At 61.1% G+C, this 20,495-nt stretch carries 17 protein-coding genes; 5 read left to right on the top strand and 12 right to left on the bottom strand.

Annotated elements, in window-relative coordinates; genetic code table 11:
* Positions 1-14: 14 nt before the first annotated feature.
* The 5 genes from ACQK2L_RS11215 to ACQK2L_RS11235 all read left to right on the top strand — a co-directional run bounded on the left by ACQK2L_RS11215 (position 15) and on the right by ACQK2L_RS11235 (position 5,019).
* The gene (locus ACQK2L_RS11215) at positions 15-1,364 is read left to right on the top strand and encodes an MFS transporter (RefSeq protein WP_425397054.1); all 1,350 of its coding nucleotides are present in this window, start codon (positions 15-17) and stop codon (positions 1,362-1,364) included.
* A 62-nt stretch (positions 1,365-1,426) separates the two neighbouring features.
* On the top strand, positions 1,427-2,668 hold the full coding sequence (lpxB, locus tag ACQK2L_RS11220; RefSeq protein ID WP_425397055.1) for a lipid-A-disaccharide synthase: 1,242 nt from the start codon (positions 1,427-1,429) through the stop codon (positions 2,666-2,668).
* Between the two features lie 91 nt (positions 2,669-2,759).
* Positions 2,760-3,563, top strand: coding sequence for a site-2 protease family protein (locus ACQK2L_RS11225; protein WP_425397056.1), 804 nt, complete (start codon positions 2,760-2,762; stop codon positions 3,561-3,563).
* 80 nt (positions 3,564-3,643) lie between these two features.
* Positions 3,644-4,363 (top strand): hypothetical protein, encoded by a 720-nt coding sequence (locus ACQK2L_RS11230; protein WP_425397057.1) that lies wholly within the window; start codon positions 3,644-3,646, stop codon positions 4,361-4,363.
* Between the two features lie 380 nt (positions 4,364-4,743).
* On the top strand, positions 4,744-5,019 hold the full coding sequence (locus tag ACQK2L_RS11235; protein WP_425397058.1) for a hypothetical protein: 276 nt from the start codon (positions 4,744-4,746) through the stop codon (positions 5,017-5,019).
* Positions 5,020-5,191: 172 nt separating this feature from the next.
* Here ACQK2L_RS11235 and ACQK2L_RS11240 read toward each other — a convergent pair whose 3' ends face one another.
* The 12 genes from ACQK2L_RS11240 to ACQK2L_RS11295 all read right to left on the bottom strand — a co-directional run bounded on the left by ACQK2L_RS11240 (position 5,192) and on the right by ACQK2L_RS11295 (position 20,405).
* The gene (locus tag ACQK2L_RS11240; protein ID WP_425397059.1) at positions 5,192-6,268 is read right to left on the bottom strand and encodes a P-loop NTPase; all 1,077 of its coding nucleotides are present in this window, start codon (positions 6,266-6,268) and stop codon (positions 5,192-5,194) included.
* Between the two features lie 66 nt (positions 6,269-6,334).
* Positions 6,335-6,853, bottom strand: a complete 519-nt coding sequence (locus ACQK2L_RS11245; protein WP_425397060.1) for a hypothetical protein — start codon at positions 6,851-6,853, stop codon at positions 6,335-6,337.
* A gap of 17 nt (positions 6,854-6,870) precedes the next feature.
* Complete coding sequence (locus ACQK2L_RS11250; protein WP_425397061.1) at positions 6,871-7,929, bottom strand: helix-turn-helix domain-containing protein; 1,059 nt, start codon at positions 7,927-7,929, stop codon at positions 6,871-6,873.
* On the bottom strand, positions 7,922-9,640 hold the full coding sequence (locus tag ACQK2L_RS11255) for a dockerin type I domain-containing protein (RefSeq protein WP_425397062.1): 1,719 nt from the start codon (positions 9,638-9,640) through the stop codon (positions 7,922-7,924). The genes ACQK2L_RS11250 and ACQK2L_RS11255 overlap by 8 nt, the downstream gene beginning before the upstream one ends.
* 288 nt (positions 9,641-9,928) lie before the next feature.
* Positions 9,929-10,216 (bottom strand): calmodulin-binding protein, encoded by a 288-nt coding sequence (locus tag ACQK2L_RS11260; protein WP_425397435.1) that lies wholly within the window; start codon positions 10,214-10,216, stop codon positions 9,929-9,931.
* Between the two features lie 354 nt (positions 10,217-10,570).
* Positions 10,571-11,458 (bottom strand): DUF1963 domain-containing protein, encoded by an 888-nt coding sequence (locus ACQK2L_RS11265; RefSeq protein WP_425397063.1) that lies wholly within the window; start codon positions 11,456-11,458, stop codon positions 10,571-10,573.
* Positions 11,459-11,467: 9 nt separating this feature from the next.
* On the bottom strand, positions 11,468-12,625 hold the full coding sequence (locus ACQK2L_RS11270) for a redoxin domain-containing protein (RefSeq protein WP_425397064.1): 1,158 nt from the start codon (positions 12,623-12,625) through the stop codon (positions 11,468-11,470).
* Between the two features lie 190 nt (positions 12,626-12,815).
* Positions 12,816-13,856 (bottom strand): TlpA disulfide reductase family protein, encoded by a 1,041-nt coding sequence (locus ACQK2L_RS11275; RefSeq protein WP_425397065.1) that lies wholly within the window; start codon positions 13,854-13,856, stop codon positions 12,816-12,818.
* Positions 13,857-14,011: 155 nt separating this feature from the next.
* Positions 14,012-15,118, bottom strand: coding sequence for a serine hydrolase domain-containing protein (locus ACQK2L_RS11280; protein ID WP_425397066.1), 1,107 nt, complete (start codon positions 15,116-15,118; stop codon positions 14,012-14,014).
* A gap of 107 nt (positions 15,119-15,225) precedes the next feature.
* Positions 15,226-16,011 (bottom strand): MBL fold metallo-hydrolase, encoded by a 786-nt coding sequence (locus ACQK2L_RS11285; RefSeq protein ID WP_425397067.1) that lies wholly within the window; start codon positions 16,009-16,011, stop codon positions 15,226-15,228.
* A gap of 238 nt (positions 16,012-16,249) precedes the next feature.
* Positions 16,250-17,122, bottom strand: a complete 873-nt coding sequence (locus ACQK2L_RS11290) for an SDR family oxidoreductase (RefSeq protein WP_425397068.1) — start codon at positions 17,120-17,122, stop codon at positions 16,250-16,252.
* Positions 17,123-17,156: 34 nt separating this feature from the next.
* On the bottom strand, positions 17,157-20,405 hold the full coding sequence (locus ACQK2L_RS11295; protein WP_425397069.1) for an error-prone DNA polymerase: 3,249 nt from the start codon (positions 20,403-20,405) through the stop codon (positions 17,157-17,159).
* Between the last annotated feature and the right edge of the window lie 90 nt (positions 20,406-20,495).

The raw sequence follows: 20,495 nt of genomic DNA on the forward strand, positions 1-20,495 counted from the left end.
CCCCGCCACGCGCCTTGCGTTACACCGACGAACTGCCGATCGACGTCGAGCCTTACGCATCGCCGATGAAGGCCGATCCGCGGGAACGGCGCGACGAGGCAGTGAACTTCCTACTCTTGGCCCTGCACCAGATCCTGCTGCGAGTGGGCTGGATCTTCAAGACCGAGAGCATCGTGATGCCGGTCTTCATGCGCGTGATCGGAGGGGGGCCGGTATTGCAGGCGCTGTTGATGGTGCTCAGTCGGCTAGGTTTGAGCATTCCACCGGTGTTGTTTTCGCGGACACTGAAGATCGCCCGCCGCAAGAAGTGGTGGTACTCGGCCTGCAGCATGTCGATGGCGGTGCCGTTCGCGGGGCTCGCGGTGTTGTGCGGCACCGGATGGTGGCAGGACAGCAGTGGTCGGCCTCGCTGGTGGATGCCGGCGGTGTTCCTCGTGTTGTACGCGATGTTCTTCGCCTTGACTGGCATGAACCAACTCGCGGCCCACGCCTTGCAGGGCAAGTTGGTGCGAATTCAACTTCGCGGTCGGCTGTTCTCTGCCAGCGTGCTCGTGGGCGCGCCGATCGCGATTGTCGCCGCGATTGCGTGGATGCCCGATTGGCTGTCGAACCAAGAGCAAGGCTTTGCAGCGCTGTTTGGCTGCTCGGCAGCGTTGTTTGCCGCTTCGGGGCTGGTGACGTTGCCGCTCCGGGAAGCGCCCGACGACTTCAAGCAGTCTCGTTCGCCAGTGTGGCGTTATTTTCATCACGCGTGGCAAGTGATCGAGCACGACGTAAACGCCCGCGCCTTGGCGCTGCTGACGGTGCTGTTCAGCACGTCCTTCATGCTGTTTCCGCATTACGTTTCGGCCGTGACCAATGCCGCCGACTTCGACCTGCGCCGGATGACCCTATGGGTGTGCGTGCAGAACGCCGGCACGGCCGCGTTGAGCCTGGTGGTCGGGCCGCTGGCCGATCGGTACGGCAATCGAGCCGCGCTGCACCTCACCGTGGCGGGCGGCGCACTGTCGCCGCTCTTGGCAGTAGCTGCGGTGCTGGGCGCCGATTGGCTACGCGAAAGCTACGCCTGGCTGATCTTCGTACCGCTGGGGTTTTCGCCGGTCACGTTGCGATTGCTCACCAACTACGCACTGGAAATCGCGCATCGGCACGACCATCCGAAGTACATCAGCGCCATCGGCCTGTGCATGGCTCTGCCTGTGATGGTCGGCGCGCCGCTGGTGGGCCTGCTGGCCAAGTGGGCGGGGTACCTGCCAGTGTTCGTGCTCGGCTTCCTCATGGTGCTGGCCGCTCTGTGGCAGACATTCCGCATCGCCGAACCTCGCCACGGCGAGTCGAGCATTGTCGAGGAAGCCCTGAAATAGTCGCGTTGAATTGCGGTTTGCCCAGTTTGACAATTCTGGGATACTCCGCGGATTCCGGCTGCATGCAACGCCGGCTCGACGATATTCTCCCCCGCGTGACTTCGATGAAAATCTTCTTCTCTGTTGGCGAACCGAGCGGCGATCTGCACGGTGCGAACCTCATCCGAGCGCTTGCCGAGCGTCGGCCCGACGTCGAGTGCGTTGGCTTTGGTGGCCCGCGAATGGCCGCTGCCGGGTGCGAGTTGCACCAGGATCTGACGCAACTAGCCATCATGTGGTTTGGCCGCGTGCTGCTGCACTTGCCCAAGTTCTTCGGTTACCTGCGACAGGCCGACGAGTACTTCGAGCGCGAGCGGCCCGACGCAGTGGTGCTGATCGATTATCCCGGCTTCAACTGGCACGTGGCCCGCAAGGCGCACGAGCGGGGCATTCCGGTGTTCTATTACGGCACCCCTCAGCTTTGGGGTTGGGCGCCGTGGCGGATCAAGAAGATGCGCGCGAGTGTTGACCACGCGCTCTGCAAATTGCCGTTTGAGGAGACCTGGTTCCGCGACCGCGACGTGAACGCCACCTACGTGGGCCATCCCTACTTCGACGAGTTGCGGGAACGCAAGCTCGATGGTGAGTTTGTCGCCGCGCAGCAAACGTCCGACCGTCCTCTGGTCGCCATTCTGCCAGGTTCGCGAACCCAGGAAGTGAAGAGCAACCTTCGCGACATGCTGAAGGCCGCCCGACTAGTCCGCCAGCAGGTGACCGAAGCCCGATTTGCGATTGCCGCGTTCAAGGAGAGCCAAGCAGAGATGGCGCGCCAGATGGTGGCCGACTGCGGCCTGGACGCCGAGGTACACGTCGGCCGCACGCCTGAATTGATCGAAGCCGCTACGGCCACCATGGCCGTATCGGGCTCGGTTTCGCTCGAGTTGCTGTACCACACCAAGCCGAGTGTGATCCTGTATCGCATATCCCGTTTGGCTTACGCGGTGCAGCGGCGATTCCGCAAGGTGCGGTACATCACGCTTGTGAACTTGCTGACAACCGACGACTTGTTTCCCGAAACCCCCGCGGTATACGACCCGGAGAGCCCCGAAGACGCCCACGTGCTGATGCCCGAGTACCTGACCTGCGAGGACCGCACTGCCGACCTCGCGGGCCACGTAGTCGAGTGGCTTACCGACGATGCGAAGCGGGCATCGCTCGAGAGCCGCATGAGCGACCTGCGCGACCGCGTAGCTCTGGGCGGCGCATCGCAGCGTGCGGCCGACTATATTACCGCTGAGTTGAGCAAGCAAAGACGCGCAGCGTAGAATGTTCTAAGTCCCCTCTCCCGGTCCCTCTCCCAAGGTGAGGGACCGGGAGAGGGGACAATCCTAACCTCCTGCCCACTTTGATCCACCCATGCTCGGCGAACCCGCACCTACCCAGGCCGACGTCCACTTTCGCATCGCCGGTTTTCCCGTGCGTGTTCATCCGTTGTTTTGGCTGATCGCGCTGGTGATTGGGCTCAACTCTTTTGGCGGCGAGCCGATCGCCTCGTTGTTGACCGTAGGCGTAGTGTTTGTATCGATTCTGGTGCACGAACTAGGGCACGCCGTGCTGCAGCGCAAATACGGTGGCTGGCCCCGCATTGTGCTGTGGGGCTTGGGCGGTTTGGCAATTTGCGACGACTGCGACCGCTCGCCGCGCAGCCAGATTCTCATCTCGCTCGCGGGACCGGTGGCTGGGTTTCTGTTCGCTGTGATTGTGCTCGCGATCTTGGTGATGACTCAGTACACAGATTTCGTACCGCGTTGGGGCTATGCCGATCCACAAACGATGGAACTTCAGGACCAGAAGCAACTCAGCGGGACGTGGCTGGTGATTGGCACTTTGTACTTCCAGAGGTTCAACCTCGAGGCGTTAAACATCATTGTGAAAATGCTCCTGTGGGTGAACATTTTCTGGGGGCTGATGAATCTGCTGCCGGTTTATCCGCTCGACGGAGGTCGAATCGCTCGCGAAGTGCTTACTCTAGGCCCTCGCGACCCTCAGGACGGTATTGAGCTGTCGCTCAAGATCTCGTTCGGCGTGGCAGTGGGGATGGCGGTGGTGAGCGTGATCATTACTAAGGACATCTACCTGGCGATCTTGTTTGGCTTCCTGGCTTACAACAACTATCGCACGCTGCAACGGTATACCGGTGGCCCGGGATACGGATGGTGAAGACCACATCTGTCAGTAGAGCTCCTACCGAACCTGTCGCTCGTTTGGTGCTATTGGGGGCGAGCAACCTTCGTTTGGGGTTGTCGACACTGCTTCGCGCGGCGCTTGCGCGGCTAGGTGGCCCGGTGGAAGTGTTCGTTGCGCACGGCTTCGGAAGGTCGTACAACTGGAAGTCTTCTATCCCTTGGCGCAAGCTGCCAGGTATCCTTCCGTGTGGCTTGTGGGAGGATGTGCGAAAACGCCCAAGTTTACCTACTTTCGCATTGGTAACGGATGTGGGTAACGATTTGTTGTATGGCGCAGGTGCACAACAACTGGTCGATTGGGCTACGGAGTGCATCGCGCGCCTTGAACAACTCGAAGCGCAAATCGTGGTGACCGAACTGCCTATTGAATCAATTCTGGCGACTTCGAACGTCCGCTTTCAAATTTTTCGCACAATTTTTTTTCCACCGTCTCGTCTCACTTTGAAAACGGCTTGTGACCATGCGCAGCGAACCAACGAAGGGTTGATTGAAGTGGCAAATCGGCATGGATGTAAACACTTGCAGATGCCAAGTAGCTGGTATGGCATCGATCCGATACACATTCGTCGAAGTTGTCGGCGCGCGGCGTGGCAAGCGGTCGTCGATGCTTGGCAAGAGCCAGGCGGTGATGAAGAAAAGTGCGTTTTTCCCTGCAAAAACCGCTATCTACTGAACACCGCTCGTCCGCAGGAGCGATGGTTGTTGGGCATGCATCAAACGCGCACGCAACCCTCGTTAACACTCGTCGATGGTTCTCGAGTGGCCATTTACTAACATCGCGCACCCGCGCTGCAGCAACCGCATGAAGATGCACCTCGAAGTTGCGTACCACGCCCGATCGCGCTTCGGAATGAAGGTGGCGCGCAGTGGATGTGGACCTTGCCGAAGGGTTTGGACACAAAAAAAGTGTTGAAGACGTGTTGCATAAAGCGAAAGATTTCGTACAACTACCGACTAAGGATACATGGTAACTTGGCGTAAGTTGCAACGTTGTGTTAACGCATGATTGTTTGCATCCCAAACCGAGTTGCCACAGACCGTCGCGGAAGGACGGTCGATTATTTCGCTGGCGGGTCCGGGAAGCGAACCACGAGGGTTCAACCGAGTGGCAACCTCTTCCCGGCGTGCCACTTCCCGTTAATGGAGGATTGACTGTGGCCAAGAAGAAGCGGGTCAAGAAAAAGACCGCGAAGAAGAAGGCGACCAAGAAGAAGGCAACCAAGAAGAAGGCTGCCAAGAAGAAGAAGGCGCCTAAGAAGAAGAAGGCCGCCAAGAAGAAGAAGGCCGCCAAGAAGAAGAAGAAGGTAGCCAAGAAGAAGAAGGCCACTAAGAAGAAGAAGGCCACCAAAAAGAAGAAGAAGGCTACCAAAAAGAAGAAGGCCACCAAGAAGAAGGCCAAGCGGAAGACCGCGAAGAAAAAGAAGCGCTAAATCGAAATAGGATACTGACAATTCTTCTGGTCAGTTCCTTTTGTAGTAACGAGAAAGAGCCGACGGCCCTACGCATCCGCGGACGGGCCGAGCGGCTCTCTTTTTTGCGCTTACAGCGAACTACTCCGGGCGCTAACGCTTCCGGCTCGCCGAAATTCTGCTCCGTCCCGACTTACAGCACCGGCAGCGAATTGCTCGGCTGCTTGGCCTTGTTGCGAACGATGCTGTGCACCATCTGCCCGGCAATCGCTTGGAAGTACCGGCTGGTCTCTTCGTCGGTCAAGTTGGCTGAGGTCTCGCCCGCGTCGCCCCGTTCGCGGATGGCGATGTTGATCGGCACTTCGCCGAGGAACGGAACACCCAACTCAATCGCTTTATCGCGCGCGCCGCCCGAGCCGAAGATGTCGTACCGCTTGCCGTTGTCGGGGCAGAGGAAGTAGCTCATGTTCTCCACCACGCCGAGCATGGGGATATTCACCTTATGGAACATGGCCACCGCCTTGACCGCGTCCAACAGCGCTACGTCCTGCGGAGTGCACACCACCACCGCGCCGGAAAGCGGAAGTAGTTGCGACAGGGTCAGCGCGATGTCGCCCGTGCCCGGCGGCATGTCGATGATCAGGTAGTCGAGGTCGCCCCACTCGGTGTCGCGCAGGAATTGCGTGATCGCGCCGTGCAGCATCGGCCCGCGCCACACCACCGCTTCGCCTTCGGCGACCAGGAAGCCCATGCTCATGATCTTCAGATCATCTTTCTCGATGGGCTGCAGGCGTTTTTCGACCACGTGAGGTCGCTGGTTGGCGCCGACCAGGTGGGGCACACTTGGACCGTAGACATCGGCATCCATCAAGCCGACTTTGGCTCCGCTGTTGCGCAGGGCGTAGGCCAGCGACACGGCCACCGTGCTTTTGCCGACGCCGCCTTTGCCCGACCCGACGGCAATCACGCTCTTGGCAGCCAATCCAATCTGCCCGATTCGCTCGGCGGGACGCTCGTGCGACACGATCTCGACTTCCACGGCCACGTCGGCCGGCAGTCGCTCGCGAAGGTGCGTGAGGCAGTCCTGCCGTACGACCTCGCGAATGGGACCAGCCCAACTGGTGAGGCCCAGCTGCACGGTGACGTTGTTGGTACCGATCTCAACGCCTTGGACTTGCTCCATCCGGACGACGCTGCGGCCGGTCTCGGGGTCGTTAAAGTCGGAGAGTGCCTGGTAAACGGCGTCTTCTTGGACGGGTTCTCCCGCCATGGTGATGCTCCACGGTTGCGATGGGGGCGGATGGTTTGGCTCGGCGAGCTACCTCAACCGTAGAGGTCAGCGACGCGGTTGCCAAGGCGGGGCCCAGCAGGGTAGCGGCAATTCGTCCAGCGGATCTTCCACGCCCGGCGAGCATTCGCACAGCCAACAAAGCAGTTCCGCGAGCCGCTGGGCATCTTGCGGGGTGGCGATTACCGCGACCGCACCCGCCTCGCGCAGCAGTTGTGCGGCTGCCGTGCGGTCCTCGGGGGCCGTGAACGCCTGGCGGCAGAGCAGGGCGGCGACCCGATTTTTGCCTCGTCGGCGGCGAATCCAATCCGCGGTCCTGGACAGTTCGCCGCTCGAGACTTCCACAATGTCCAACAACCGCCGGTCGCTCGCCGCGGCGTCCAGCTCCGCGAGGTCGGTAAATTTCACCACCGGCAGCGGTTGATGTCGGGTGGTCCGCCAGAGATCGATCGTTCGCCGCACGCTGGCCATCCACGCCGGGTCGCGGAGCACCATGCGTACCGCTGGCCCCCGCAACTCATGTGGCTGCGGCCAGGGGAACGCGAGGCTGGGTGGATGAACGGGCATGGCGAGAGGGAAATCAACTATTCTCCGTCCACGGGCAGGAACTCGATTCCTTCATCCGTGTCGGACACTTCGCGCGGGGTGGGCTTCTCCGCGGGAACAGGTTCTTCGACTGGTGCTTTCTCCTTCGGCACCGCGGGCTCCACTAGGCCCATTTGTTCCAGTTTGCGATACAGTCGCGGGCGCGACACGCCGAGGAGTCGCGCGGCCTCGGCCTTGTTGCCACCGGCCAGTTCCAGCGCTCGCTGAACCAGTGCGGCTTCCACGCGGCTGAGGTAGTCGTCGAGATCGATGGGCTGCGGTCTATCTTCCTCCGCCCCGGCGTGCTCCACCGCGTGCTGCAGCGTGCGGGGCAAGTGCTGCGGCGTGATCAATTGTCCGCGGCAGCGAGCGTGCGCCTTAGCCACCACATGACGAAGTTCCGACAACTCGCCCGGCCATTGGTAGATCATCAGCAGGTCGAGCGCGTCGGGCGCCATCTGAACATTGGACTTATCTTCGCGGTTTAGTTCTTCCAGCAGCAACTCGACCAGCGGCGGAATGTCTTCGGTGCGGTCGGCTAGCGGCGGCACGGTGATCTCGATGGTCGAGAGCAGCGCGGCCAGTTCGTCCGAGATGCCGACCGACTCAGTCTCGGATGCCGCTGGTTGCGTGGCGACAATTGGCGACGACCACGCGTCGCGCCCGGCCGCGTTCAGGAGTTCCACCTGCTGCTCGGCGGGCAGGTGATCGACCGAGTTCACCAGCAACGTGCCGGGCTCCTGGTTGCGTTCCATTGCCTGCAGCACGCGACTGAGTTCGTTGGGCAGGGCGTCTTCGGTGTCGACGGTCCACAAAGCACCGCCGCCATCGGAATGCCGGCGAAAGTGGATCGCTTCGGCGATGTCGAGCAGTTGCGCGGCATCGCCGCCGCGGATCATCGCATTCGCGCCGCTCGCAGCGGCTGCGGCGATTTGGTTGCGAACTTGCTTCATCGCCGGGCTATCCCCGGCTAGCGAGACGCACAGCCGGTCGTCCAGTTGACTCGCCCGCTCTTGGCGAAAGCGAAATAGGGCGTCGGTGGGCGAGAGTTTACTCACGGCAGATGGCTGGACGGGGCGCAAGGTGTGACGCACCCAGGCACACGATCGACAGTGCGGACAGCAGCCACGTGGCGGGCTCGGGCACTTGCAGTGCCGCAACTGGCAACGCGACGGGCTGGGTGTTGGCCAGGCCAAAGTTACTCTTCCAAATTGTATAGTCCGCAGCGTCCACCACGCCATTGCCGCTGGCGTCGGCGTGGGTGCCATAAGTGACCGACGCACCGAGCGTGTTTCGCCACACCGTGTAATCGGCAAGGTTCACGTAGCCATCGCGGTTGAAGTCGCCTTCGAGAATGCTCACCGTGACCTCGAACACCATGTCCGAAGCAATCGAGGCCGCGTAAGGATCGGGGTTGTTGCGAATGTGGTCGGCATTGGCGGCCAGTCCGCCGAACACGTGGCCGATGACCGTCTCGCCGGCGGGAAGCTCGTCGAAGTCGATCACCCCGTTGTCGAACGTCGGAATGCCGTGCGCGACGAAGAATTCGCCGTTCGCGCCGAGTCGCAAGTAGTAATCGTGCTCGTCGAGGATCACCGGGAACGCGCCCAATAGGTGCTGCGAATAGTTGCCATCGGCGTCGACCACCACCGAGGTGACCTGGCTGGTGTTCGGCGCGGCATTGTCCTGCACGAACATGCCGGTGCCCCAGTCGTACTGGTTGATGGTGATGCCGCCCATCAGCACCTCGTGCATCGCGCCGGTCGAGGCGGAGTACATACCGAACTTGGCCGAGTGGTACTGGTTCATCGACTGCTTGAAGGTGCCCGCCAGCTCGGGGTCGGCCATCGAAGGGGCGCCGTACTCGTCGATCTCCACCGGCACGGTCCACACTCCATCGGACTCGGTGAACACGCCAGACAGCGCGGTGAGCCCTTCGGTATGCCCGCCCAATCCATCAGGGCTGAGGACCGGGTACACGTTCAGATCGCGGCGGCGGTATTCGTCGACTGGTGTGGTACTGGTGGCGTTGGAGAAGCTCAGCGTGGTGCCGTCGTCGTTGATTTCAAAACTCTTGATGCTTTGGGTGTAAATGCCGTTCTTGCCGGGACGATAGCGGCCCGGGAAGTCGTGGCCGAACACCAGTTGGACCTTGCCGTCCAACTCGTACATCGCACCGCCGGTCACGCGAAAGTAGGGATCCTCCACCTGGCGAATATGGTTGCTCGCCATGCCGGTGCCATTTTGCACCCAGTCGACGATACCCGGCAGGTCCAACGCGGTTAGCGCTCCGATAGTGTCGTCGCCCGAGTAACCACCCGTCAGATATAGCGTGTCATTCAGCTTCACAAATTGATTGTTGGTGGTGCCAATCGAAATCGCCTGGTTGGCGGTGAGGCCCGAATTCTCGTTGTCGTCGGGGTGGAGCGATCTTCGCCACGACTGCCCGGCCGCCGGATCAACCACCCACACGTCGTACGAGCGGTAGGCTTCCGGGAAGTTTTCAGTGGGGATTTGCGAAAACCCATGCAGCCCGTTGGTCCGCCCAGCAACCAGCACCCACTTGCCGTCGTGTTCCGCGGCTGCGTAGGACTGCAGCGTGGGTAATTCGGCAGTGCCGAGGGAGGTTTCCGCGAGCTGCACCTGATACGGCAACACGCTGCCCACCGAGACCGGTGAGAAGCTATCGGTTTGGTGTTGAGCGTGTGCGTTGCTGGTGAACGCGAGCAATCCAGCAAGCAGCCAGGCTGGGCGCAAAGAGAGCGTCATGGGGGCAAGCTGTGGATTGAGGGAGCGAGTACTGGTCCGGGCAGCACCGCGGAAGGAAGGGCCGTAGATTGCCCATTCTAGTCGAAAACCGCCCATTTGGCGAAGATCTCGCCGTCGAGCCCAGTTCTCGCCGATTCTCACCCCTAAATAAGCGAAACCGCGACGCCGGCCGGATGGCTGGCGCCGCGGTTTTCACGGTCCCTCATTCGCTTGATCTTTCGGCCTGCCGTCGGCGTCAGTCCCCCCGAATCGACTCCGAAGCAGAGGTGGGCCCCAGGGGCCCGGCGGCTAAAAGACGTCGAGAATGAAGTGATGTCCCATGTGGTACTTGCGTGGCGACGGATAGTAGTTGTGCCAACGCTTGTTGTAGACCGGAATCCGCATTTCCTGCGGATAGCGGTGGTACAGACTATCGGCGCTGCGGTAGTACTCGCTGCCCCAGTAGTTCTGCGGATAGTAAACGTACGGGTAGTGGTAAAAGCGGTTCCAGTCTTGGGTCGTGTACGTGTGCCCCCAAGCCCGCCCATACGCCTGCTGGGCCTCGGCCTTTTGGGCCGACAGTCCGGCAAACAGCATCGCGGCCACGAAGGCGGCGATAGCAAAGCGGCGATGCATGGTTCCCCCCGAATGTATCGATGTCTTGTGCGGGTCAGTTCCGGCTCGCCGAGGTGTTTGGGTCTACCTAGTGGCCGGTGCCTATACCATCGGCGATCGGTGCGACCGGAATTGAGAGAAAATCCGTCACAACCGTTACAGGCTGACTTTTGGGGGTAGGAACTTGCCCCTAGACACTGATGAACACGAATTTCTCGAAGCTTCGACCAGAAGCAGCTCCCAAGGAGCGAAATTTGGCAGCCCACAGCAAGCGCAATCGACGAAAGTGCCGAACGCCCAGTGGATTACGGACACCAACCGCCCGTGAGGGCTGCACTAGCTGCTCATCACCTCCACTCGCACGCGGTCGAAACGCCGATCTTTGAGATCAGCTTGGCGGATGAGGAAGATCAGGTAGCCACAGTCTGACCAGAGCATGTTGCCGAGTGAAGGAATTTGAAGCAGGTTCAGCCAGACCTCTCCCTCTTCCTGGTATCCTTCCAAGCACGACTCCATACCTAGTAAAAAGTCTTCCCTAGCATATCCGAGAGACTGACCCCACTCAGAACCAACTGGAAGTGGCGTATCTTGGGCGAGGGAGACGACGTCGCCATCGTACTCATCGGGCACATCACCGAGTACGTCTTCGCTGAACTCCGAAAGTTGTTCTTCCACATATAGACCAGTCCGAATTGCTTCAGAGCGAAGACGATCACGGGTAACGGTTGCTCCGACAACAACAGACTGGCATGATTCTAGTTCGTAGACGCATTCACCTTGCCAGTCAGGCAATGTTCCTTGCGGGATTGCTTCGAATTGAACCAGATCGCTCCCCTCAGGATTCAACCAAACGACCTGCGACGGGTTTGGGAATTCCTCGTTAGTGCACCAGCAGAAGAAGTAGAGAATCCCCGAGGCTGGCAGCGGATTGCTGAAGTCTTGTGGTACGTGGCTCAGATCAATCTGGCCAATGAATGGAATGCGCTTCCCTTTGTGACAGGGCCAGGTGAACTCAGGGGGTGCGAGCGGGCCCCCGCCCAGAAACGTTGTCGGTAGTGATGGCTTCGGATCCTGCTGACTGGATGGAGCGCGGTAGCTAATGCATGGCAAAGCCACGGACTGATAGAGGTCGATTTGGTCCGCCACTCCCCACCGGGTCAGCAGTTCTCTAGTGGCGGCTGCAAGCTTGGGAGTCAGTCGGGTCTTCTGCGGCTTGCCAGACATGGAGACATTCTACTCAACGGAGCTTCCCGCTTCGCCCTCCCCACCGTTCACCTGCGCCAGCAGCTTCTTCGCCTCCACAGCTGCTTCGGTATCCGGGTAGTCGCCGATCAACTCTTCGAGCATCTCCACGGCCTTTTTCACCGAGGAGGAGGTGCCGCGCGAGCCGGTGCGGATTGCGGAGGCCAGTTTGTTGGCCGCGCGGCTCTCGTTCCGTACTTCTTCCATCTGGCTGACCTGCTCATGCTTCTCGGCCACGGCCGGGTGCATGGGATAGCCTTTGTACTTGGCAAGGAACGACTCTAGGGCTTGGTAGGCGGGCCAGTTCTCGTTGCGTTTGAGCTGCTGGCCGATGGCCGCCAAGTCGGTGTTCATCGAGCCTTGCACCACGTCGAACAGCTGCTTAGCACCTGCCTTGGTTGCAGCGTCGCCTTCGCGGCCAGCTCGCATGATGCTCCGCGCGGCGTGAGCGTAGTTGCCAATCTCAATGTCTCGCCATGCAGCGCGTAGTTCCTCTGGCAAGCTCGTCGGGTCGATCGACCAATTGCCACCCTCGGAGGCGGTCGTCGCGGCATCGTCGAGTTCGTTGGGGTTCCCTCTCTTCCATTCTCCACCGGCGGTTATCATCCGCGTCTGGTAGATGTTCTGCAGGCTGATCTCCATGCCGAGCGACGACTCTTCGAACGCACGATTGGTGTCGACGATCACCGGCCAGTCGATCTTGTTGCGCTTCAGGTAGCTACGAAGTTGCTCCGGCGAGTTTCCTGAGTTCACTGCGATGAACACCACCGGCTCGTCTCGGTGTCGCTCGGCCACTTCCAGGATGTCGGGCCAGCGACCTTCGCACTTGGGGCACTGCTCCTCGAAATAGTAGAACACGATACCCTTGCCCACGAGGCTTTCGAGCGGCAGCGGCGCCGAGTTGATCCACTGATCGGGCGACGTGGGCAGGTCGGCCAGCTTGTTGTCGGAGTCAGCAGCAGCTTTCGAAGGAGCCATTGCTTCGGCACGCTCCGCCGCTACTTCAGGAGCTGCCGCTGTTTCGTCGGGAGCCGCTGCCTCTTCTTTGGCAGGAACTGTTGCTGCGTCTTGTTCTTGACCGATACCCGGTCGCGACGCCAGGAAGGAGAGTGAAAATACAACCGCACAAACAGGAACGAATCGGAACATAGCGGACCTCCTGTGGGATGGGAGTTGTGATAAGTCTGATGATATCCCGGTTGCAGGCTCGGGCCAAGATTAGAGCGGACAACAACTACGGTAAAGGAAGTTTCTGGCGACTTTACCTGAAGCAGGAGCAGACAACTTGTCGCTGCGTGCTCAAAAACGACCTTAAGATGCGCCACCCATGCTGGGCATTTCAGCCTTCGGGAGGTGCAAGCATTGCGGGGGCGGTGACTTGCTCGATGAGTTTCTCCGCCTTGGTGGCCGCCTCGGTGTCCGGATACTGCTCCTTTATTTTTTCGAGCATTGTCGTCGCCCGCTTTACCGCCGCTGGCGAACCGACGGAGCCGGTGCGGATGGCTTGTTGCAGTTTCTTGGCGGCCGCTTGCTCCTGTTGGATGGCGTCCGACTTCTTGAGTTCCTTATACTTCACCTCGAGTGTTGGGTCGACCTCGTAGCCCTTGTACGTTTCCAGCAACGAACCGATAGCCACGAACGCCTGCCACTGGCGGTCCTCGGCCAGCAGCTTGTCGATTGATTCTTGTTCTTCGGCCAGCGAAACGGCCACTGCATCGCGCAGCGCGGCGGCGGCATTCTTCACCGCGTCGTTGCCTCGGCGTTCGGTGCGGGCAATCATCGGCAGGGCGGCAGCGAAGTTGCCGAGCTCCACCAAACCCCACGCGGCACGGAGTTCCACGGGCACCATGGCGGGATTAACTCGCCACTTACCGCCCTTGGCCGCGGCGTTGATCGCGTCGGGCACGCGGCTGCGGATGTTGGCTTCCCAATTGCCGTCTGCCTTGCGAATGCGAATGCCGGAGGGCTTGGTCTGCACGTTAATCATGAGGCCGAGTGCCACTCGTTCGAAGGAGCGATCGGAGTCGACGATTACCGGCCAGGTAATCTGGTGCTCGCGAACATAGGCGGCCACGTCGCGCGGCGAGTTGCCCGAGTTCACCGCGATGATCACCACCGGATCCTGCGAATGCAACTCCGCCTGCCTCATCAACTCAGGCCAACGCTTCGCGCAGTTGGAACACTCTTCGTCGAAGAAATAGAGTACGACGCCTTTGCCGCCCAGCCGATCGAGTGACAGCGGAGGAAAGTTCAGCCATTGCTCCGGAGCAGCCGGCAGGCGAATGTCCTCGCCGATCTTGGCGGGACCTTGCGCGTTGGCCGCTGCGGTCGTGAGTGCGATTGCGAAGAGCAGCCATCCGCCAAGAATTCGCCTGAGCATATCATGCCTCCCAAAAGAACTGTCCAACCCCCGCGAGTGCTTTGGCTATTCCAAAATCCGGATATGGTAAAGCACTGGTGTGGATGGTACACGGTTGGCCGCACCGCCGCCACTAATAGCTGAGATTCCCGACGAGATTGGTTGTTTTCCGGGATTCACGTGCCCGAAGAGTGCCATTGATCGACGGCCGCTTCCCACAACTGGCGGCCCGTCGCGCTGTTGGTCATGATCACCAGCCCGTCGCCCGTTTCGGGGAAGAACTCGCTGTAGCAGCGAAAGCCAGTGCCGTTGGAGCCGCTGTGGTACACCTGACGATGAGGGTCGAGCTTCCGAAGTCCCCAACCCAGACCCCACTCGGCCTGCTGATCCTCGCGCTCGGAGATCGGCGTGAGCATCCGCGAGCGCATCTCGGCGGAGATCGAGTGTGGAGCGGTGCGATCCTCCTTCAGAATCTCTACGAGAAACCGGGCGTAGTCTTCGGTGGTGGTGTACAGCGAGTAGGCCGCGTTGGCCTTGTGGTAGTATTTGCGAATCGATTTCACACGGCCTTCACCATCGTGCCCGCACGATGCATTGACGAGAAAGCGATCGTCCCACACGAAACGTGTGTGGTGCAGCTCGAGCGGTTTGATCAGTCGCTCGCGTGAAAACTCGTCGAGACCCTTGCCGGTCACCTTCTCCACGGCGCGTTGCAGCATCAGGAAGCCTTCGCCCGAATAGCAGAACTGCGTGCCGGGATCGAACTGGAGTGTCATCGGCCCGCCCGATTGCCAACCTCCCTCGCGCCAGTTGGGCAGTCCGGTGGTGTGACTGAGAGCCATCTGTCCGGTGATCGCGTGCTGTCGTGGCTCCTTGTCGAGGTAGTCCTCGCCCAAGTAGTCGATCAGCGGCTGCGACAAGTCGAATTCTCCCTGTTCGACCAGCTTGAGCAGCATGTATGCAAAGAACGGCTTGCTCATCGAGCAAGCCTCCATCACCGTGTCGGGGTCGACCGGATGCGAAGTGCCGGCGCAGCGGACTCCGTAGCCGCGCGACCATACGAGTTGTCCGTCGTCGATCATTGAAACCGACACGCCCAGCACCTGGTGTTGTTCCATCCACTGCGGAATTCGCTCGTCGAGCGTTTCGATCTTCTCAGCAAACTCTGGCGAAAGCGATTTCATGCCATAGGTGCGAACCGGTGAACGCAGGTCGTCGCCCTGGCAAGCTGCGGCGCTGACGAGCGCCGCGCAGAACAAAGCCAGCAGCGAACGACGGTGCATGAGGGTTCTCCGCGCGGAAATAGGCCAATCTGGAGAACTGATTCTAGCAGGTCCGCCGGCGCGGTGCTGGTTGAGTCGCCAAGCGAAGGGATTGCGACCCAGCGCGATTACTCAGGTGCTTTGCCTTCCAGTAACTCCTGCTCCCACTGGTCCATCAGCGGCCAGTCGATCGCGCAGGTGCCGAAGTCGGCCATGTGCAGGTAGGTTTCCAGCCGGTCGATCGTCTTCTGGATCATCGCGTTGTCCTTGCGGAACGCGGGGCCGTGACTCGGCAGCAGCCACTCGACGTCGCTCGCCTGGATGCGCTGAAGCGACTTGATGAAATCGACGATGCTGCTGCCGTGATGGGCGTCGATCGCGCCAACCGAGCCGTCGCGAAAGATGTTGTCGCCCGAGAGCAGCAGATTGCCCAGGCGGTACGACAACTGGCCGTCGGTATGGCCCGGCGTGTGCCAGACCTCGAGCTCGAGGTCGCCCACGGCGATTTTATCGCCTTCGTCGACGCGGTGTTCGATTTCGACCTTCGGCATGTCGAGGTCGATGCCTTGGGCCTCGATGGCCGCAAACGTCGCAATGCGGTCGCCGGCCTCCAGGTGCGCGGCCGCCGCCGGGTGGCAGAAGACGCTCGCCTTGAGAATCTGCTTTGCCTTGGCAAGCCCCTGTATGTGGTCGACGTCGGCGTGCGACGCGAGCAGCCCGGCGCACTTGTTGAACGGGAAGTCGAGCTGCCGGATCAACTCCAGCACTTCGTCCACCGCGTCCTCGTAGCCGATGTCGACCAGCGCCCAGTTGTTCTGATCGTCGTAGATCAGATAGACACTGCAGGTGATCCGCCGCCGCGCCTGGTGGTTGAGCTCGATAACGTGGGGAAAAAGTGGCTGACGCTGGAGCATAGGGAACTGATCATCCAATGACGATGTATGCGAATGAGGGGCACAGGCTGTTTGATGATAGAGGCCCAGCGGCGATTGGGCAACGAGCCAGAGCTTGCAGCGACGGGATATCCAGGGAAAACTCGCACGCGGACGACGTGGCCCGGCTAGTGCGCACTACAGATACTTGTGGCGTGTATTTGAACAAGTTTCTCTGGAAATAGGCCGCCGCAGATGCTACACGCCCGTGCGGCACGCACTAGGGGGCAACGATGCTGGCCAGGCCCTCTCGGTAGGTTGGGAATTGCAACTCGATGGCCACTTCTGCCAGCAGCCGCTGGTTGCTCACACGCTTGTCGGCTGCCGCCCTGGCCGCGCGGGGGCTTTCCGCAGGTGGGGCGACGAACGTCGGCTCCGGAGCGCCCAGCAGCCGCGCCGCTTCGCGGTAATAGTTGCCGCGCACCACGGGATGACCGTCGCTCACGCAGTAAATTGCCGGGCCGGACACTTTTCGAACCGGGTCGGCCAGCGCCGCGACGATGCGGGCGGCGTCGCCCACATGAATGAGATTCAGGTGACCTTGCTGAGGTGCCTCGATCGGCTCGCCCGCGGTGAGTTGCTTAAGGTAGGGCAATCGATCGGGCCCATAGATCCCCGCTAGGCGCAAGATCACCGCGCGGTCGGCCAGCGGGCTGGCGAGGATTAACTTCTCGGCCGCCAACGACGCGACCCCACCCGCGCGGCTGGGATTCGGCGGAGTCTGCTCGTCGATCCACTCTCCATCTGCATCGCCATACACACCAGTGGTGCTGATGTAGATAAACCGCTTGGTCCCTTCGGGCAGTGCGGCGAGCACGTTTCTCACTCCGCCAGTGTAGACCTCGTCGATCGACGGATCGCTCGAGCGATCGTACCCCACGGCGAACAACACCGTGTCGGCCGGTGGCAGATTGGTGAGCGTCTCGGGGTCGGTCACGTCGGCCACGATGGGCGAGATCCCAGCCTTGGCAAACTCCTTAGCCCGCTCGCTCGATCGAGTCACCGCGTGCACCTGCACTCCGGCACCGCGCATAAGTTCTGCGACGCGCTGGCCGAGGTATCCGCAACCGAAAATGAGTATGGAATGGGTCATGATGTATTTATTTGTGTCACTCGTCACCAATCGCTCACCGAAAATCTCTCGACCGGTGTTCGAGCTTGTCCATTTCGGTTTGCAGGTCGCGGATCTCGCGGACGATTACGTGGATCACGATGCCTTCGCGCTCCAGGCGGCCGGTGACCAGCATGGCGTTGGTGCGGCGGGCGACCAGTTCGTATCGCTCCCATGTTCGCAGGTGGATCACCAGGTTCATAGAGCCCGTTTCGTCTTCAAGCGTGACGAACGTGATGCCGCTGGCGGTGGCGGGCCGCTGCCGCATCAGCACCAGGCCCGCTACGGTTACCCTACTTCCGTGGCGTAGTTCGGCAAGCCCCGCGGCCGTGGTGACGCCCCGCTTGGCGAGACGTTCGCGGTAAAACGCCAGCGGGTGGTCACGCAGCGACAGGCCTAGCGTGGCGTAATCGGCGAACACCTGCTGCTGGGGTGTGAGCGGGGGCAGTTCCGGCATGGGCGGCTCGTCATCGTCGTGATTGCTGGCTGCTTGATTGCCAAACAGCGGCATCCGCTCGGTGCTGAGCGGTTGGTCGAGTGCTTGCCACAGCGCTGCGCGGCGATCCTGCTCCAGCGAGTCGAGCGCGCCTGCGTCGGCCAGCTTTTCGAGCGTCGCCCGACTCACGCGAGCCCTTGTGGCCAACTCGGTCGCCGACCGATAGGGCGCGTCTCGCTCGGCGACGATTCGCTGGGCGTCCGCTTCTTTCAAGCCTCGCACCATCCGCATGCCCAACCGCAGTGCGCCTTCAGTGCCGTCGCCGGTTGCTTCGAGCGTGCAGTCCCAGTCGCTACGGTTGATGTCGATCGGCCGGACTTCGACCTTGTGATCGCGGGCGTCGCGAACCAGTTGCGCGGGGGCGTAGAAACCCATCGGCTGGCTGTTGATCAGCGCCGCGGCGAATGCAGCCGGGTAGTAATGTTTGAGCCACGCCGAAACGTACACCAGTTTGGCGAAGCTCGCCGCGTGCGATTCGGGGAAGCCGTACTCGCCGAAGCCACGAATCTGGTTGAACAACCCTTCGGCGAACTCTGGCGTGTAACCTTTGGCCAGCATGCCTTCGATCAGCCGCTTGCGGTACGTGTCGATCATGCCCAATCGTCGCCAGGCACCCATCGCCCGCCGTAGTTGGTCCGCCTCGCCCGGCGTAAAGCCCGCGGCCACCACGGCCAGTTGCATCGCCTGTTCCTGAAACAGCGGCACGCCAAGCGTCCGCTCCAGCACCTGCTCCACCTCGCGGCTGGGATAGACCACCGGCTCCTCGCCGTTTCGCCGTCGTAAATACGGATGCACCATGTTGCCCTGGATCGGCCCGGGGCGGACGATGGCCACTTCGATCACCAGATCGTAAAACCGCCGCGGCTGGAGCCGGGGCAGCATGCTCATCTGCGCGCGGCTTTCGACTTGAAACACGCCCACCGTGTCGGCCAGGCAGATCATGTCGTACACCGCGGGGTCTTCGGCCGGCAGCGTGGCGATGGAGAGTTGCCGGCACGTTTGTTGGCTCACCAGGTCGAAGCACTTGCGAATGGCCGTGAGCATGCCAAGACACAAGCAGTCGACTTTCAGGATACCCAGCTCGTCGAGGTCGTCCTTATCCCATTCGATCACGGTGCGATCGACCATGGCCGCATTTTCGATGGGCACCAACTCGCACAGCGGGCCGCGGGTGATAACCATGCCGCCGACGTGCTGCGAAAGATGCTGCGGAAAGCCCAGCAGCTCGTTCACCAGCAGCATCAACTGTTGCCCCAACCGCGAGTTAGGGTCAACGCCGCTTTGCTCGCACCGTTTGGGCAGCAAGGTGCGTTCGCCGCGGTAGTCGTAGTTCTTCGCCAGCGCGTCGACACAATCGAGCGACAAACCTAATGCCTTGCCGACGTCGCGAATCGCACTTCGCGGGCGGTAGGTGATCACCGTGGCGGCCAGGCCCGCGCGGTCGCGGCCGTACTTGTTGTAAATGTATTGCAGCACTTCCTCGCGGCGTTCGTGCTCGAAGTCGACATCGATGTCGGGCGCTTCGTTTCGCTCGGCGGAGACAAACCGTTCGAACAGCAGTTCATGCTCCGATGGATCGACCGCCGTGACGCCCAGGCAGTAGCAGACCACCGAGTTGGCCGCCGAGCCGCGACCCTGGCAGAGGATGTTTCGCGAGCGGGCGAAGCGGACGATGTCCTGCACGGTAAGAAAAAACGCCTCGTACTTGAGCTGTTCGATGAGCGACAGTTCGTGCTCCAACAGCCGGCAAACTTTCTCGGGCACGATCGTCGGGTAACGCTGCTTGGCCCCCTGCCAGGCGAGTTGGCTCAGGTACTGCATCGGCGTTTGGCCAGCTGGGGCGAGTTCCTCGGGGTACTCGTACCGCAAGTCGTCCAGCGAAAACTGGCAGCGGTCGGCCACTTCCATCGTCCGTTGCAATGCCTCGGGAACGTCGGCATAGATGCGGGCGATGTCGTCCAGCGGCCGCAGGTGCCGCTCGGCATTCGGCAGGCAGCGCTCACCGAGTTGGGCCACCGTGGTACCGTGCCGAATGGCAGTGAGCGCGTGCTGCAGGGCCATTCGCTCGCGGATGTGATAGTGCACGTCGCCCGCCGCCACGAGCGGCACGCCGGATGCTTCGCTCAGTTGCTGGAGGACCTCGAGCCGCCGGTGATCGTTCGCGCCGTAGTGGAGTTCGGTTAATAGGTAAGTACGGTCGCCGAATAACTCGCGATAATGATCCAGATGTTGCGAGAGTGATTGGTTCTCTCTGGCGAGGCGTAGCTCGTCGGCTATTGGGGCGTTAGTTGCATTGCGTTTTGTTGGGTCGGAACTTGAAGGCGGTGCTACTAGTGCGAGTAATCCTTCGCGATGCTGCACCAAGTCGTCGAACGTGAGTTGGCACTTGCCTTTTTCGGCTCGCCGTCGACCGGTGGTTAATAGCCGGCAAAGCCGGCCATAAGCTGCGCGGTCGGTGGCCAGCAGAACGACGCGTGGAGCATCGTCGGGCGTGACTTCCGCGCCGATGAGAATCTTGAGCCCGCAGTCCTTCGCCGCCGTATGCGCCCGCACCACGCCAGCCAGGCTGTTGCGATCGGTCACGGCCAACGCCTGATAGCCAAGCTCGGCCGCGGTGACGACCAACTCGTCGGCATGCGACGCCCCTTCGAGGAAAGTGAAGTTCGTCAGGCAGTGCAGCTCCGCATAACGAACAGCAGGCGACGTGCCCGGCGACCTCTTGTCGGCCGGCAAAGGTTGACGCTTCGGAAAAACAGGAGGCTCAGGCACGGTCGGTCGAATCAGTCGCGGATTGGCGCGGATCGAAGCGGATGTTGAACAGCAGGAAAGCCGCGACCGTTGGTCGCGTTTAGCCCCGTC

Origin of the sequence: Aeoliella sp. (genome assembly GCF_965227375.1) — a bacterium.
Classification (GTDB): Bacteria; Planctomycetota; Planctomycetia; order Pirellulales; family Lacipirellulaceae; genus Aeoliella.

What these genes read in the sequence shown, in the direction of transcription:
- lpxB (WP_425397055.1), top strand. Translation starts at nt 1,427, where the DNA reads ATGCAACGCCGGCTCGACGATATTCTCCCCCGCGTGACTTCGATGAAA.
- ACQK2L_RS11225 (WP_425397056.1), top strand. Translation starts at nt 2,760, where the DNA reads ATGCTCGGCGAACCCGCACCTACCCAGGCCGACGTCCACTTTCGCATC.
- ACQK2L_RS11240 (WP_425397059.1), bottom strand. Translation starts at nt 6,268, where the DNA reads ATGGCGGGAGAACCCGTCCAAGAAGACGCCGTTTACCAGGCACTCTCC.
- ACQK2L_RS11245 (WP_425397060.1), bottom strand. Translation starts at nt 6,853, where the DNA reads ATGCCCGTTCATCCACCCAGCCTCGCGTTCCCCTGGCCGCAGCCACAT.
- ACQK2L_RS11255 (WP_425397062.1), bottom strand. Translation starts at nt 9,640, where the DNA reads ATGACGCTCTCTTTGCGCCCAGCCTGGCTGCTTGCTGGATTGCTCGCG.
- ACQK2L_RS11260 (WP_425397435.1), bottom strand. Translation starts at nt 10,216, where the DNA reads ATGCTGTTTGCCGGACTGTCGGCCCAAAAGGCCGAGGCCCAGCAGGCG.
- ACQK2L_RS11265 (WP_425397063.1), bottom strand. Translation starts at nt 11,458, where the DNA reads ATGTCTGGCAAGCCGCAGAAGACCCGACTGACTCCCAAGCTTGCAGCC.
- ACQK2L_RS11270 (WP_425397064.1), bottom strand. Translation starts at nt 12,625, where the DNA reads ATGTTCCGATTCGTTCCTGTTTGTGCGGTTGTATTTTCACTCTCCTTC.
- ACQK2L_RS11275 (WP_425397065.1), bottom strand. Translation starts at nt 13,856, where the DNA reads ATGCTCAGGCGAATTCTTGGCGGATGGCTGCTCTTCGCAATCGCACTC.
- ACQK2L_RS11280 (WP_425397066.1), bottom strand. Translation starts at nt 15,118, where the DNA reads ATGCACCGTCGTTCGCTGCTGGCTTTGTTCTGCGCGGCGCTCGTCAGC.
- ACQK2L_RS11285 (WP_425397067.1), bottom strand. Translation starts at nt 16,011, where the DNA reads ATGCTCCAGCGTCAGCCACTTTTTCCCCACGTTATCGAGCTCAACCAC.
- ACQK2L_RS11290 (WP_425397068.1), bottom strand. Translation starts at nt 17,122, where the DNA reads ATGACCCATTCCATACTCATTTTCGGTTGCGGATACCTCGGCCAGCGC.